The sequence below is a fragment of the Paenibacillus sp. WLX2291 genome, from assembly GCF_046603665.1.
Classification (GTDB): domain Bacteria; phylum Bacillota; class Bacilli; order Paenibacillales; family Paenibacillaceae; genus Saccharibacillus.
Map to the genome: position 1 here is coordinate 2,096,774 of NZ_CP176755.1, position 15,567 is coordinate 2,112,340.

9 protein-coding genes are annotated in these 15,567 nt (G+C 46.8%); 8 read left to right on the plus strand and 1 reads right to left on the minus strand.

What is annotated here, in order from left to right; genetic code table 11:
- The first annotated feature begins 381 nt into the window (after positions 1 to 381).
- The 8 genes from ACDE64_RS09120 to ACDE64_RS09155 all read left to right on the plus strand — a co-directional run bounded on the left by ACDE64_RS09120 (position 382) and on the right by ACDE64_RS09155 (position 13,897).
- Entirely contained in the window at positions 382 to 1,635 is a 1,254-nt protein-coding gene (locus ACDE64_RS09120) for a M16 family metallopeptidase (RefSeq protein ID WP_411349751.1), read from the plus strand.
- Positions 1,625 to 2,083, plus strand: coding sequence for a dUTP diphosphatase (gene dut / locus ACDE64_RS09125; RefSeq protein ID WP_411346157.1), 459 nt, complete (start codon positions 1,625 to 1,627; stop codon positions 2,081 to 2,083). Before ACDE64_RS09120 ends, dut begins: the two co-directional genes overlap by 11 nt.
- A gap of 256 nt (positions 2,084 to 2,339) precedes the next feature.
- The gene (locus ACDE64_RS09130; RefSeq protein WP_411346158.1) at positions 2,340 to 3,389 is read left to right on the plus strand and encodes an aspartate-semialdehyde dehydrogenase; all 1,050 of its coding nucleotides are present in this window, start codon (positions 2,340 to 2,342) and stop codon (positions 3,387 to 3,389) included.
- A 14-nt stretch (positions 3,390 to 3,403) separates the two neighbouring features.
- Positions 3,404 to 4,645: an aspartate kinase gene (gene dapG, locus ACDE64_RS09135; RefSeq protein WP_411349752.1), complete on the plus strand. Its 1,242-nt coding sequence runs from the start codon at positions 3,404 to 3,406 to the stop codon at positions 4,643 to 4,645.
- Between the two features lie 48 nt (positions 4,646 to 4,693).
- The gene (gene dapA, locus ACDE64_RS09140) at positions 4,694 to 5,569 is read left to right on the plus strand and encodes a 4-hydroxy-tetrahydrodipicolinate synthase (RefSeq protein ID WP_411346160.1); all 876 of its coding nucleotides are present in this window, start codon (positions 4,694 to 4,696) and stop codon (positions 5,567 to 5,569) included.
- Between the two features lie 366 nt (positions 5,570 to 5,935).
- Positions 5,936 to 8,332: a phosphoketolase gene (locus ACDE64_RS09145; RefSeq protein ID WP_411349753.1), complete on the plus strand. Its 2,397-nt coding sequence runs from the start codon at positions 5,936 to 5,938 to the stop codon at positions 8,330 to 8,332.
- Positions 8,333 to 9,074: 742 nt separating this feature from the next.
- Positions 9,075 to 10,757, plus strand: coding sequence for a ribonuclease J (locus ACDE64_RS09150; protein WP_411346162.1), 1,683 nt, complete (start codon positions 9,075 to 9,077; stop codon positions 10,755 to 10,757).
- A gap of 176 nt (positions 10,758 to 10,933) precedes the next feature.
- Positions 10,934 to 13,897: a DNA translocase FtsK 4TM domain-containing protein gene (locus ACDE64_RS09155; RefSeq protein ID WP_411349755.1), complete on the plus strand. Its 2,964-nt coding sequence runs from the start codon at positions 10,934 to 10,936 to the stop codon at positions 13,895 to 13,897.
- 226 nt (positions 13,898 to 14,123) lie between these two features.
- On the opposite strand, the gene ACDE64_RS09160 is transcribed toward ACDE64_RS09155, so the two are convergent.
- The gene (locus tag ACDE64_RS09160) at positions 14,124 to 15,206 is read right to left on the minus strand and encodes a stalk domain-containing protein (RefSeq protein ID WP_411346164.1); all 1,083 of its coding nucleotides are present in this window, start codon (positions 15,204 to 15,206) and stop codon (positions 14,124 to 14,126) included.
- Between the last annotated feature and the right edge of the window lie 361 nt (positions 15,207 to 15,567).

The window sequence follows — 15,567 nt, forward strand, 5'->3', positions numbered from 1 at the left end:
GACATGAGTATGATTGAACTTCATAGTATGATGAGCAAAAGAGCCAGAGTCTGATTCTGACTCTTTTTTTCATGCCCATTGGTTGCTTGATAGTATCTGGTATAATGAGAGATACGCTGTATTGTTGCACAATATCGTAGTGAAAATGGCGTAATCTACAGCTCTGAAACCCAGCAATAGATGATCAATTTTTTGTATTATAAAAACAAGTTTTTGCAGTGGATGACATTTTCTTTCTATATAAGCAGTGATCGTATGTAGCATCCACATCGGGTAGCAGGCTGCAAAACATACACTGCTCGCAATAAAAAGTGCAACTGTAGAGCAGAAGCGAATATTGTGTTAGGATAGGAATGCATTTATCAAAGAGGGGGCCAGTCAATGGAACGGATACAATTGAATAATGGTCTGCGGATCGTTATGGAAAAAATGCCGACTTTCCGTTCTGTCACATTCGGAATTTGGATCAAAACCGGTTCCCGTAACGAAAGTCTAGTGACGAACGGGATTTCGCATTTTATTGAGCATATGATGTTCAAAGGCACCAAGCGCTTTGATGCCAAAAAAATCGCTGAAATCTTCGATGGTATTGGCGGCAATGTGAACGCCTTTACAAGTAAAGAATATACATGCTTTTATGCCAAAGTGCTGGATGAGCATCTGGAGATCGCATTGGATATTTTATCGGATATGTTTTTCAATTCGCTGCTGGACGCTGATGAACTTGCACGCGAGAAAAATGTTATTCTTGAAGAAATTTCGATGTACGAGGATGACCCGGATGATCTAGTGCATGATCTGATCACCGTTGCTTCGTATGGCAACCATCCGCTTGCGTATCCTATTCTCGGTACAGCTGAGCGTCTCGCACCAATGGGACCAGATCAGTTGCGATTATTTATGAAAGATCGCTATACGATTGAGAATACCGTAATCAGCATCGCTGGTCATATTGACGATAGCGTTGTACCACTGCTTGAAAAGTATTTTGGCGGTTTTGATATTCATGGTAGCGAACAGCAATTGACCGCACCGACATTCAAAGGCGAAGTTGCGTTTCACAAAAAGAAAACGGAACAAAATCATATCTGCCTCAACTTCCCGGGTGGTAAAATAGATGATCCAAGGTACTATGCCATGGTGCTGCTCAACAATGCACTGGGTGGCGGTATGAGTTCGCGTTTATTTCAAGAAATTCGGGAAAAGCGCGGTCTAGCTTATTCCGTCTATTCCTACTACACGGCTCATGCGGATAGCGGTCTGTTTACGATCTATGCAGGTACAGCACCGAAGCAGACACAGGATGTATTCGAGCTGACCCATAACCTGCTGAACGATCTGAAGGTGAACGGTCTGACCGAATATGAATTGGAGCAAGGGAAACAGCAGCTCAAAGGCAGTCTGATCCTTGGATTGGAGAGCACGAGCAGTGTGATGAATCGCCTAGGCAAAAACGAGATTATGCTGCGTGAACACGATACGATCGATGAGACGATCCGCTACATCGAAGAAGTTCAGATGGAGGATATCCGTTCGGTGATCGACGATATGTTTGCGCAGCCGTATGCGCTGGCAATGGTCGGCTCATCAGATAAAAGCATTGCACATGTAAGGAGAGATGAACTTGTCCACTAATACCTTTAACATTGAAATTATGACTCTTGCAAATCACGAAGGTCTGGAGCTACCGCGCAAAATGTCTGAACAAGCTTCCGGCTACGATCTGTATGCAGCGGTTGAGACACCAATAACGCTGCAACCGGGCGAACGTACATTGGTGCCAACGGGTCTGGCGCTGGCGATGCCAGGCGGACTGGAAGCACAGATTCGTCCGCGCAGTGGTCTTGCATTCAAACACGGCATTACTTCGCTCAACACACCGGGTACGATTGACGCGGACTATCGTGGCGAGATCAAAGTATTGCTGATCAACCATGGTCAAGAGCCGTTCGTGATTACACGCGGCGAACGTATTGCGCAGATGGTATTCCAGATCGTACCGGAAACGAATCTGATTCAGGTTCAAGAGCTGTCAGAAACGGTACGCGGTGCTGGCGGATTCGGTCATACTGGCACCAAATAATACAATATACGCGTTGATGCAAAAGGATGGAATAAGCTATCTCATCATCGGCAAAGCGTCAATGCTTTAAAACTTTTCTGCAAAACAGTTGAAAGATACTACAGGGAATGATATCATTTCTACAATTATTGCAGGATACTGAAATTTATTTCCGGCACTATTCGCCGGGCGGTCAGGGTCTGCGGTGGTCGTAACCGACCGCCGTTTCAGTCTTTGTACAGATGCCCTGCAAAATCGAAGGGGAGAGAGATGCTAGATGTCTAATCAATTCTTTAATGTGGCTGTCGTTGGAGCGACAGGAGCAGTAGGACAACAGATTGTAAGATTGCTGGAGGAACGCGATTTTCCGGTGAAAACGCTGAAGCTTCTGTCTTCCGCGCGCTCGGCTGGCAAAAAGGTGCTGTTCAAAGGTCAGGAAGTGACGGTAGAGGAAGCAACGCCGGATAGTTTTGCTGGTGTAGATATCGCACTGTTCAGTGCTGGTGGTGACATCAGTAAGGCACTGGCTCCGCACGCCGTTCGTCATGGAGCTGTCTGTATCGACAATACGAACGCTTACCGTATGGACCCAGATACGCCACTGATTGTACCGGAAGTCAATGCTGATCGTATCGCAGATCACAAGGGCATTATCGCGAATCCAAACTGTTCCACCATTCAGATGGTTGCTGCTCTGAAGCCACTGTATGATCGTTATGGTATTGAACGCATCATCGCCTCGACGTATCAGGCGGTATCCGGTGCGGGTAACCAGGCGATTGAAGAATTGAAACGTCAAAGCCAATCTGCCCTAGCAGGCGAAGAAGTACAACCGGACATTTTGCCGGTCGGCTCACTGCCGGTGAAGCATCAGATCGCTTTTAACGCGATTCCGCAAATCGATAAATTTCAGGACAACGGTTATACACTAGAAGAAATGAAAATGGTTCGGGAAACGAAGAAAATCATGGAAGATGACGAGATCAAAGTCACTACTACATGTGTACGTATCCCGGTTGTATATGGACACTCGGAGTCCGTATACGTTGAATTGAAACAGGACTTTGATCTGGACGAAGTAAAACAGCTTCTTCAATCTGCACCGGGCATAACGCTGGTGGATGATCCGGCGAATCAAGCCTATCCACTTGCAACGGATGCAGCCGGCAAAAACGATGTATTCGTAGGCCGTCTGCGTCGCGATCTGGGCGATTCCCGTGGACTGAACATGTGGATCGTATCCGATAATCTGCTCAAAGGTGCAGCCTGGAATGCGGTTCAAATCGCCGAGATTATTGCCGCAAAAACAGCAGCAGTCAGCAGCTAACGGAGGCTATGGTCATGACGACCTTATTACAAAAAACATCAAACATACTCGTACAAAAATTTGGCGGCACATCACTCTCTACCCCTGAGGCGCGAGAGCATGTGCTGCGGCATATCAAACGCGAGCTTGCCCGGCAGGTCAAGCTCGTTGTTGTGGTATCCGCAATGGGACGCAGCGGCGACCCTTACGCTACCGATACATTACTGGATAGCACCGCCCGCAACGGCAGTGTACCATCCGCCCGTGAACGCGATCTGTTGATGGGCTGTGGAGAGATCATTTCCGCCGTCAATCTGAGCGGTATGCTGCATGCAGAAGGCATTCCGGCTGTCGCGCTAACCGGTGCACAGGCAGGGTTTATTACCGATGATAATTTTGGTAATGCCCGTATTCTGGCGATTCGTCCAGAGCGTGTATTGCAAGAACTGGAAGAAGGCAAAGTTGTGATCGTAACCGGCTTTCAGGGACAAACTGAAAATGGCGATCTGACCACACTTGGACGCGGAGGTAGCGATACGTCAGCAACGGCGCTTGGTGCAGCTCTGCATGCAGGTATGGTTGATATCTATACCGATGTTGAAGGCATTCTGACCGCTGATCCACGTATTGTCGAGGATGCTAAGCCACTTGCTTATGTGAGCTATGCTGAGATTTGCAATATGGCGCATCAAGGGGCAAAAGTTATTCATCCACGTGCTGTTGAGATTGCGATGCAGGCACAAGTGCCCGTCCGTGTTCGTTCCACTTTTGCCGAAAGTGAAGGCACATTGGTGACTCAGCCGGAGCAATTCGTCGATTCGCCAGGTGGAGTTATTGACCGCTTTGTTACCGGTATTACCTACATGAACAATGTAACGCAGATTACAGTTAATCAGCAGGATGGTGTGGAAAACCTCCAGCTTAAAGTATTCCAGTCGATGGCCGAAAACCGCATCAGCGTCGATTTCATTAACGTAACGCCTTACGGGGCGGTCTATACGGTATTGGATCATGAAGCAGAACGAGCAATGGAGTTGCTTCGCGATATGGGGCTGCAACCGAGCAGCGTATCTGGATGTGCAAAAGTGTCTGTCGTTGGTGGCGGCATCAACGGTGTACCGGGCATTATGGCGCGTATTGTCGCTGCATTGACCGGACAAGGCATTCCTATTTTGCAGTCTGCCGATTCCAATACAACTATCTGGGTGCTGGTGAAGAAGGAAGATATGGTACAGGCAGTCCGTGCCCTCCACAACCAGTTTGAACTGCACCTATAATCTGCCCAATTTCTGCGGGAAGCATCCCGTATTGAAGGAGGAAAAACATTGGTAGACTTTGGAAGACTAATTACGGCAATGGTGACTCCCTTTACCGATCAGGACGAGATCGACTGGGATGCCACAGCCCGTTTAATTGACTATCTGATTGAAGAGCAAAAGTCCGAATCCCTTGTCATCTGCGGAACGACTGGTGAATCACCAACGCTAACTGACGAGGAGAAACTGGAAATGTTCCGCTTCTCCGTCAAACATGCCGCCGGCAGATGTAAAATTATCGCTGGTACAGGCAGCAACAATACGAAGCATTCCATCCATCTCACCCGCGAGGCTTCCAAGCTCGGGGTGGATGGTCTGCTACTGGTCGTGCCCTATTACAACAAACCGAATCAGGCAGGTTTGTACGAGCATTTCAAAGCGATTGCAGCAGCAACCGAATTGCCAATCATCGTATACAATGTACCTGGACGTACAGTAACATGTATGTCTGCGGAAACGACGATCAAGCTGGCACAAATCAGCAATATCGTCGCAACCAAAGAGTGTGCATCGATCGATCAGGTGACCGAGATTGCCGCTGGTGCGCCGGAAGGCTTCCGCATCTATTCCGGTGAGGATGCTACAGGCTTTGCTGCGGTAACAGTAGGTGCGTACGGTATTATTAGCGTAGCAAGTCATGTGGTCGGTCAGAAAATGTCTGATATGATCAACCAATATGTAAACGGCAATGTGGAACAAGCGGCGCGTATCAATCAAAAACTGCTGCCATTGTTCAAAGGGCTGTTCGCTTGCCCTGATCCGTTGCCAAACCCGTCTGCGGTTAAATATGCGCTTTCTATACGTGGTTACGGCAATGGCGATGTGCGTCTGCCACTACTGCCACCATCAGATGCGCAGAAAAAGTTTATTGAAGCTCTGCTGTAAATACGAAGCATGAATTGTGAAGCATGTGTACAACTGGCTGAATAGCTGGTGCATAATGATGTATAGGAATACACTGTATCGAAGCATTGCGGCAAAGCGTTATTAGCTGCACAATAATGTATGCTATACAATTCGTATATTCTGTACATAATCTGTTTTCACATTCCATTTTATTTGTATACGCAGACATATGAATAACGCTTATGCAAGCACAGTCCTATTTGCGGACTGTGCTTTTTATTTTATCTAGCGCATATTCGGTAAGCAGTCGTACATAACGGGTAAGAAGAGGCGAGAGCGCATGTCGTAATCAATAGACAGATCGGCATGCAGCAGTGGAGAAATTCATCATAATCTGAGGAGTGAATGTCCATGAAACCGCAAACTGTACCTGTTGATTACTCATCACCTGCTTATTTGGAGAAAATGAACGCCTGCTGGCGGGCTGCTAATTATTTGTCAGTCGGGCAGATTTATCTGAAAGACAACCCGCTGCTGAGACGACCTTTACAAGCAAATGATCTGAAAATTCATCCAATCGGGCATTGGGGAACCGTGCCGGGACAAAATTTTATCTATACGCATCTGAACCGAATTATTAATAAATATGATCTGAATATGTTTTATATCGAAGGCCCTGGACATGGTGGTCAGGTGATGGTGTCTAATGCGTATCTGGAAGGTAGTTATACCGAGATATATCCAGATATTACTTGCGACGAGCAAGGTATGCAGCGCTTGTTCCGGCAGTTCTCATTTCCGGGTGGAGTTGCCTCGCATGCTGCTCCAGAAACACCTGGTTCGATTCATGAAGGTGGTGAATTGGGATATTCGCTATCTCATTCGGTTGGGACAATACTCGACAATCCAGACTTGATTGCTGCTGTAGTGATTGGCGATGGGGAAGCAGAGACTGGTCCGCTGGCAGCTTCGTGGTTTTCCAATCGTTTTATAAATCCGGTGACAGATGGGGCAGTATTACCTATCTTGCATTTGAATGGCTTCAAAATCAGTAACCCGACGATTCTGGCACGTCAAAGTGATAAGGAGTTGCATGCTTATTTTACAGGAATGGGCTGGGAACCGATCTTTGTAGAGGGAGATGATCCACAGCAGATGCACCCGGCGATGGCTGGAGCGCTGGATCATATCGTAGAGCGGATTCAGCATATTCAGCAAAACGCTCGTCACAATGGGGATCTCAAACGTCCACGTTGGCCACTGCTTATTTTCCGTAGTCCCAAAGGTTGGACAGGACCGAAGGAATGGGATGGCAAAGTGATCGAAGGCTCGTTCCGCGCACATCAGGTGCCGTTACCTGCGGATCGTGAACATATGCAGTATGCATCTGCATTGACGGAATGGATGCACAGTTATCGCCCGGAAGAATGCTTTGATGAGCAGGGACGATTGCGTGCTGAGTTGGCAGAGATTTTGCCACAGGGACAAAAGCGTATGAGTATGAATCCAGTAACAAACGGTGGTCAACTGACCAAAGATTTACAATTGCCATTGCTTGCTGAACATCAGCTATCTTTATCCAAGCCGGGAACAGAGCTGGCGCAGGATATGGAGATTTTGGGGCAGTATGTACGAGATCTGATTGTCCTGAACCGGGAAGACCGACATTTTCGCATCTTCGGCCCTGATGAAACGATGTCCAATCGGTTAACGTCTGTATTTGAGGTGACTGATCGCCGCTGGATGGCGCCAATTGATGAGCAGACCGATGAGCATATGGCACATGACGGCTTTGTGATTGATTCGCAGCTGTCCGAGCATCAAGCAGAAGGGATGCTGGAAGGGTATTTGCTGAGTGGTCGGCATGGATTTTTCGCGAGTTATGAGTCCTTTTTGCGGATTGTAGATTCGATGATTACGCAGCATTTTAAATGGTTGCGCAAGTCTAGCGTACTGGATTGGCGTGCAGACATTCCATCGCTCAATCTCATCGCATCGTCAACTGTTTTTCAGCAGGATCATAACGGGTATACGCATCAGGACCCTGGTATTCTAGGACATCTGGCAGATAAACGACATGATCTAGTGCGCGAATATTTGCCTGCGGATGCCAATACATTGCTAGCTGTATTTGAAAAAGTCGCCAATGATCGCGGCAAAATCAATCTGATCATCTCGTCCAAGCATCCACGTCTGCAATGGTTCACGCCAACAGAGGCAGCTGAATTAGTAGAACGTGGAATGAGTATCGTGCCGTGGGCAAGTACGAGTTCAGCACACGATGCCGAGCCGGATCTTGTAATTGCCGCTGCGGGTACAGAGCCGATGACCGAAGCGCTGGCGGCAGTGTCCATCTTGCATGAGCGTTTGCCGAATTTGCGTATCCGTTTTGTCAGTGTCGTCGATCTGCTGCGTTTGCGAATACAAGATCGTGATCCGCGCGGGTTGTCTGAGCAAGAATGCGTAGCTTACTTTACAAAAGATACACCGGTTCTGTTCGCATTTCACGGGTATGAGGGATTGATTCGTGATCTGTTCTTCGACCATCCTAACCGCAATATTCATATTCATGGGTATCGAGAGAATGGTGATATTACAACGCCGTTTGATATGAGAGTGCGCAATGAACTTGACCGCTTCAGTCTGGTAAAAGCCGCGCTGCGCAGTTTGCCAGCTTCTCACGATCATACAGAGATCATTCAGAACATGGACGATTTGTTAGAGAAACATCATCAATATATTCGCTCGGAAGGCACCGATCTGCCGGAAGTAGAGCAGTGGCGCTGGTCTGGATTACAATAAATAGCATTTCCACGGTTCCAAACGGAATTGTCACGGTTCCATTGGAAGATGGGTCTGCGTCAGAGCATGTACAAGAAACCGAATGGATGCTAATGAAGATCCATTCGGTACATCGAGATTGAAGCAGCGCTTGTCTATGACGTTTAAAAAGCAAGTTATTTGGGTATTAAGCATGGATGTGCTACCAACAGAATCGGATGCAAGGCATAACAATCCAATATACCTATAAGCAGAGACGATGAGCTAAACGTTGACGATTAGCATTCATTAGAATGAATATTTATACATAGAATTGCAAAATGATCATGATTTATCTGTTGCTTTCGTAATCGAAGGCGTAATTACAGGCAACCGATAGCGTTTATACATAACCGGTTTTCCTTGCTATGAGAGGGGTTTATTGCTTATGTTGCCGCGGGTTTCAAACATGACTTGTTTTTTTGTTTTTTTATCATGTATAATATTCTCAAGTGACTGGGTGCGGTATAAAAAAGTAATACAAGTTTACGAGTAGAATTCTTTGTCAGGCAGAGTGTTCGTGACATTCGTAAACGATGCAAGAATATGAAATTTCCGGATGGTGGTTTCTTGCATACTTTAACTGGTACAGGACCGGTTTGTATTGTTATAGCCAACATTTGCAGTTGATTTTGTAAATTATTGCCATGTTATTGTAGAACACAATTGTTTTTTGTTTATAAATATTATAACGGCGTCCAACATCATAGGAGGTATAGTTCCATTGTCTAAAAAAAACACAAATAACGAAAAACTGACGATCTTTGCTTTGGGCGGCGTCGGTGAAATTGGTAAAAACATGTATGTCATCCAATACGGTAATGACATTGTCGTTGTAGACTCAGGACTCAAGTTCCCTGAGGAAGATATGTTGGGGATCGATATGGTCATTCCAGATATCTCTTACCTGACAGAAAATCGCGATAAAGTACGCGGCATTCTGCTGACACACGGCCATGAAGACCACATCGGCGGCCTGCCTTACGTTTTGAAACATCTGAATGTGCCAATCTATGGTACTCGCCTGACTATGGGTCTGGTAGAGAACAAGCTAAAAGAAGCAAATCTGCTCGGCGAAACGAAACGAATCATCATTCACGAAGATTCCGAAGTGAAACTGGGTAACACGATTACAGCAACATTTTTCCGAACCAATCACAGTATTCCCGATTCCGTAGGTGTCTGCCTGGCTACCCCGGAAGGAAACGTTGTTCACACAGGTGACTTCAAATTTGACCACACACCGGTCAACAATGAATTTGCCAACCTGCAACGTATGGCTGAGATCGGTGCCAAAGGCGTACTGGCTCTGTTATCGGACAGTACGAATGCGGATCGCCCAGGTTATACACCTTCCGAGAAAACCGTTGGTATCGTGATGGAAGATATTTTCCGCAAAGCGACGCAACGCGTAGTCGTAGCAACATTTGCATCCAACGTTCACCGTATTCAGCAAGTCGTTAATGCTGCTGCTGCAACAGGTCGTAAGATCACTGTTATCGGTCGCAGTATGGTCAACGTAGTAGGGATTGCTAGCGATCTGGGTTATCTGGATATTCCAGATGGTATGCTGATCGAGCCAGAAGAAGTGAACAAAATGTCTGCGGACCGTGTCGTTATCCTGTCGACCGGTAGCCAAGGCGAGCCAATGTCTGCATTGACGCGCATGGCACGCTCTACACACCGCAAAGTGGATATTCTGCCAGGTGATAGTGTTATCATCGCAGCAACTCCAGTACCGGGTAACGAGAAATACATCGGTCGTACGATCGACGAACTGTTCCGCCTCGGCGCTAACGTTTATTACAGCGGTGCAAACCCTGGCGTACACGTTTCCGGTCACGGTTCTCAAGAAGAACTGAAACTGATGCTGAACCTGATGAAACCGAAATACTTTATTCCGATTCACGGTGAATACCGGATGCAGCGCAGACATGCGATGCTGGGTGAAGCAACAGGCGTAGATCCGAACAACATCTTTATCGTAGATATCGGAGATACAGTCGAAATCGTCAACGGTGCTGCACGCAAAGCCGGTAAAGTCACTTCCGGTAACGTACTGATTGATGGTCTGGGTGTTGGTGATGTAGGTAACATCGTACTGCGTGACCGCAAACTGCTGTCTCAAGACGGTATTATGGTGGTTGTCGTAACGTTGAGCAAGCAAAATGGTCAGATCGTATCTGGTCCGGACATCATCTCTCGCGGTTTTGTCTATGTGCGTGAATCCGAAGGTCTGTTAGATGAAGCAAACCGTATCGTGACAAGCACATTGCAACGTTTGATGAGTGAAAATGTCAATGAGTGGGCTTCGCTGAAAACTAGCGTCAAAGACTCGCTTGGACGTTTCCTGTATGAGCAGACACGTCGCAGACCGATGATCTTGCCGATCATTATGGAAGTATAAGCACGTTATGTGCTTTTTGTATAAAAAGTAAGGGCAACCAGTCGCCCCTGCTTCTCCGCATGGTATATTGGACGGTCCCATGCGGGGAGCAGGGGTTTTGTCGTTTCAAAACGCAAACAAATGTACGGCATCGACCGACGGAGTATGCTATAATAACACATCGGAGGTGGTAAGAAGTGGCTAAGCCGAAAACAGCCCAGAAGCCAAGAACAACAACCAAAACAACGCGGAAATCCACGCCATCTACCGCGCGGAAACCGGCGCAAACTGCTAAGCGCAAATCGTCTTCGTCCACGGGACGCAAGCGTAAAAACAATAAAGCTCCTGCTCTAAGCATGTTAAAATATGAAATTTATGGAATTATCCTCATTACCTTATCGGTGATAGCATTGTCACGACAGGCAGCTGTTGGACAATTTCTGTATTACATAACTGCGTTTATTCTCGGCAAGTCGTACTTTGTATTGCCACTGGTTGGCATGTACATCGGTTTAATGACTATGCTGCGTCAACGCTGGAACAACGGTTGGAATAGTCGGATGAGCGGATTGGTTCTGCTCGTCTTTACGATGACATTATTCAGTGTATTGATCTATGTACCATCAGATCAGCTTAGTTCACTGCCTGCCAGACAAGCAGCAGGTGGTTATATCGGTGCTGTTCAAATGTGGATGCTGATGATGTTATTTGGTGTAACGGGCACAAAGTTAATTGCTGGTGTCATGCTGATTATCAGTCTGATGCTTATTACGCAAAAGTCCGTCGTGGAAGTTGCGGAGTATGGACGCAATATCGTTTCGGGCGCTGGAGCAGCGGTTGGACGTAAGTGGCAGTCTTCACGCGAAGCGATGGCAGAACGTCGACAAGAGCGAGAGCTGGAATTGGCTGAAGCAGAGAAACTGGCTGCGCAAGAGCCAGACACCTATGAGGAAGACGAAGATAAAGAGCACGAGCAACGTCAAGGATTGCTTAATTGGCTGCGCAAACAGCGTGCAAATCACGAGTCAGATGAAGAAGCCGAATATGATAATGAGACGGTTTACGCAGCTCTGCCAGAGCGTTCTAACTCGACTTCACGGCGACGTGCCCAATCCAAACCTAATCAGTCTGCTGGTGAATCTGCTGTCGCTACGTCAGCGGATACCAAGCCTCGCTCCATGTATATTGCAGACGAAGATGACTTATGGGATAACGCACCGACAATAGGTGCAGTGGCAGTTGAGCATGATGTCAATGATCTTTCAGCTGAGGCTACCGCTGCTTCCATCGGAGCTGCTGGTAGTTCTGCATTGCCAGATCGTACACCGATCATCCGTGACTTCTTCGAGCAAATCCGTTCTGAACGTTCGGATCAGACGGGGGATGAAGATTGGCAGTCTGATCATTTGCATACCGGAGCAAACAATGGACATTCTGCATTTACAAGTAACGATACATTGCAAGATACAGCGATGATGGGGCATGCTGAATCACCTCATTCCATCACCCATGTTGATGATGGGAATAGTACCTATGGGGCTGACGGTCAGCCTGTTACCACAGACGATATTTTATCGAATGAAGGCAATGAAGCTTCTGCATCATCGGATTCACCTCATTCCATGTCTGCCACAGGCGATGCCAATACGGAATCGGTGCCAAATGGCGATGCTACTAGTACAGATGCAAGTGGGGATGGGGCACAGACGCCCGCTACGCCGCCTCCACCGCCGCCGAAGCCGTATCGTCTGCCACCGTATAGTTTGCTTGCTAAACCGAAAATAAACAGCAGTGCAGCCGATCAGAATGACTATATGCAGATCGCTCGTAAGCTGGAAACGACACTGGAAAGCTTCGGCGTGCGTGCGAAAGTGCTGGAAGTTGTACGTGGTCCAGCAGTCACCCGTTATGAAATCCAGCCGGATGTTGGTGTTAAAGTAAGCCGGATTGTTGGCTTGACCGATGATATTGCACTTGCACTTGCTGCCAAAGATATCCGTATGGAAGCACCGATCCCGGGCAAATCAGCGATCGGTATCGAAGTGCCTAATAACGAAGTGGCTATGGTTACGATGCGTGAAGTAATGGAGACACAAATTTTTGATGATTCCGAAGCCAAGTTGTCGATCGCCTTTGGGCGCGATATTGCCGGGCAGACGATTATCGGGAATCTGGCGAAAATGCCCCATTTACTTGTAGCTGGTGCGACCGGTTCCGGTAAATCAGTATGTATTAACGGCATCATTACGAGCATCCTTTACAAAGCCAAGCCGGATGAAGTGAAATTCTTGATGGTCGATCCGAAAATGGTCGAACTGAATATTTATAACGGTATTCCGCATCTGCTGGCTCCAGTAGTAACCGATCCGCGTCGTGCCTCGCTGGCACTGAAGAAGATCGTTGTCGAGATGGAAAAACGATACGATCTATTTTCCAAATCAGGTACGCGCAATATGGAAGGCTACAACAATCTGATGAAAGACAATCCCGATGCGATTCTGCCGTATATTGTCGTGATCGTCGATGAGTTAGCAGATCTGATGATGGTTGCGGCTGGCGATGTGGAAGACGCAATTGCACGATTGGCACAAATGGCGCGTGCAGCGGGGATTCACCTGATTATTGCAACTCAGCGTCCATCCGTAGATGTCATTACCGGTGTCATCAAAGCAAATATCCCGTCACGTATCGCCTTTGGCGTATCGTCCCAGATTGATTCGCGTACGATTCTTGATATGGGTGGTGCGGAGAAATTGCTCGGTCGCGGCGATATGTTATTTATGCCGATGGGTGCATCCAAGCCAGTACGTGTGCAAGGTGCATTTATGTCTGATCAGGAAGTGGAAACGATTGTCGACTACTGCCGTAGTCAGGGCGAAGCTCAGTACAATGACGATATTGTGCCGGAAATCGACGATTCCGCTACTGCCATGGATGAGCAAAAAGACGAGCTGTTTGATCAGGCAGTACAAATTGTAGTTGAAGCCAAGCAAGCATCCGTTTCGTTATTACAGCGCCGGATGAGAGTTGGTTATACACGAGCTGCTCGATTGATTGATTCGCTCGAAGCCCACGGTATTGTAGGTCCATATGAAGGCAGTAAACCGCGCGAAGTACTCGTTTCTCCAGAGCAGTATCACCAGATCAGCACAGGTAGTTAAGAGAACCAAGCTCAATCAAAGCCAAACCAAGGCAAGCCCAAACTAAAGCAAGTCGAGCATACACTATCAGCTATTACGAAATCGCAACAACAGCAAAATGATAACTATCTCGTCAACCAAGTAAAAACCAAGTACAAAAAAGCGGATTCGCTCATCATGAGCCAATCCGCTTTTTGTTTTACGTACATACATTATTTACAAGATTGCACTATCAACGTATAAAGAATTAGTTGTAACGTTTCAGGATGCTGGATTTGTTGCTGCTATCATAAACAAAACCGTAGATCGTTTTGCCAAGGTTATTGTAAGCTGCATCAATATCAGCAGCGATACTGCTCAGCAGGCTAGTTGTTTGATAATCAGTCAGCGTATTCCAGTCGCTTTTGTTAGCATAGACGCGGAACACGATAGACTCGTCGTTATCATTGCTCAGCTCGATGCTAAGTTTGATATTACGATACGTGCCATAGTTAGTGTTCAGGTCTTTTTGGACGTTAGTCAGATCGACATTGGCGCTCAATACAACAGTGTCGCTGCTGTTCACAGTGAAACCAACCAGTTTTACCGAGTTTTTGTTGTACACAGTACCAGTGATCGTTGCATCTTCAAACGTACTATTGTCCAGAATATCGTTTACTACATTTTGCAGCAGGTTTTTACGGTTCGTAGTAGACAGATCGTTCCAAGTAGACTCGGTTACACGAATCGCTACTTTAACCGATGATTTGCTGCCAGTCAGCTCGATTGCTGCGCCAGTACCTTTGTAATCACCATAGCTGTTGTTCAGCGTTTTTTGCAGTTTGGTCATCGCTGTGCTCACGCTTGTACTTGTATCCGAGTTATCCGCCAGTTGGTTTTTCAAGGTGGTGATTTGAGAGTTCAGATCTGTTACCTGTGCTTGCAGCTGAGTGATCGTCGAATCTTTGGTTGTGCTTTGTGTTGTTGCATTGTTCAGCTGCAATTGCAGACTTTGAATTTGCGCATTCAAGGAATCAACTGTCGATTGTGGAACTTGAGCAGTTGTGTCCGCGATCGTTACCGTTTTATCTGTATTGTTCCAGGTTACTTTTTTGCCTACTGCATCACCCAGCACACGCAGTGGTACATACGTTGTACCGTTAATCATAAACGGTTCCTGCGCGTCAGCTACAGTCACTTGCTGATTGTTATACAGCACCTTGATATTGGCATACACCGCTTTGAGCTGCTTGGTGGCATCCGAAGCGTATGTACTGTTGGCAAAAATAGTTCCAGACAAAGCCAGAGCGGACACGGCAGTAATGATGACAGGTTTTTTGTTTAGTTTCATGTTCGTTCATCAGACTCCTTTTAATAAATTTGGATAGCGGATGACCCGTCTGATTATCCTATGTATTTAGACGTGTCCCGAGCAGAAATGTTTCGCCCCATTTTCCCGCGGGTACCAATTTTGTGATAATGAAGACCTAATTGACCCCGGAGATTCGATTCTAACATAAAAGTCAGCGCGAAAAAAATCAGCTTTGTCATCAGTTGCTTCTATTTGCTTCGCAATCCAAGCGTATTTTTTGTGCAAAAAGAAGCAGGACCATATTCGGATGAGGCGTTTTGATGCTGTCACATTGCTTGTGCGGATTGTGATGTTATACAATGATACGTAAAGCATCTTTGATATCCATGTATGTCCATGT

Excerpts from the sequence above, each read along its gene's own strand:
- ACDE64_RS09120 (WP_411349751.1), top strand. The coding sequence starts at position 382 with ATGGAACGGATACAATTGAATAATGGTCTGCGGATCGTTATGGAAAAA.
- ACDE64_RS09145 (WP_411349753.1), top strand. The coding sequence starts at position 5,936 with ATGTCCATGAAACCGCAAACTGTACCTGTTGATTACTCATCACCTGCT.
- ACDE64_RS09160 (WP_411346164.1), bottom strand. The coding sequence starts at position 15,206 with ATGAAACTAAACAAAAAACCTGTCATCATTACTGCCGTGTCCGCTCTG.
- ACDE64_RS09130 (WP_411346158.1), top strand. The coding sequence starts at position 2,340 with ATGTCTAATCAATTCTTTAATGTGGCTGTCGTTGGAGCGACAGGAGCA.
- dapG (WP_411349752.1), top strand. The coding sequence starts at position 3,404 with ATGACGACCTTATTACAAAAAACATCAAACATACTCGTACAAAAATTT.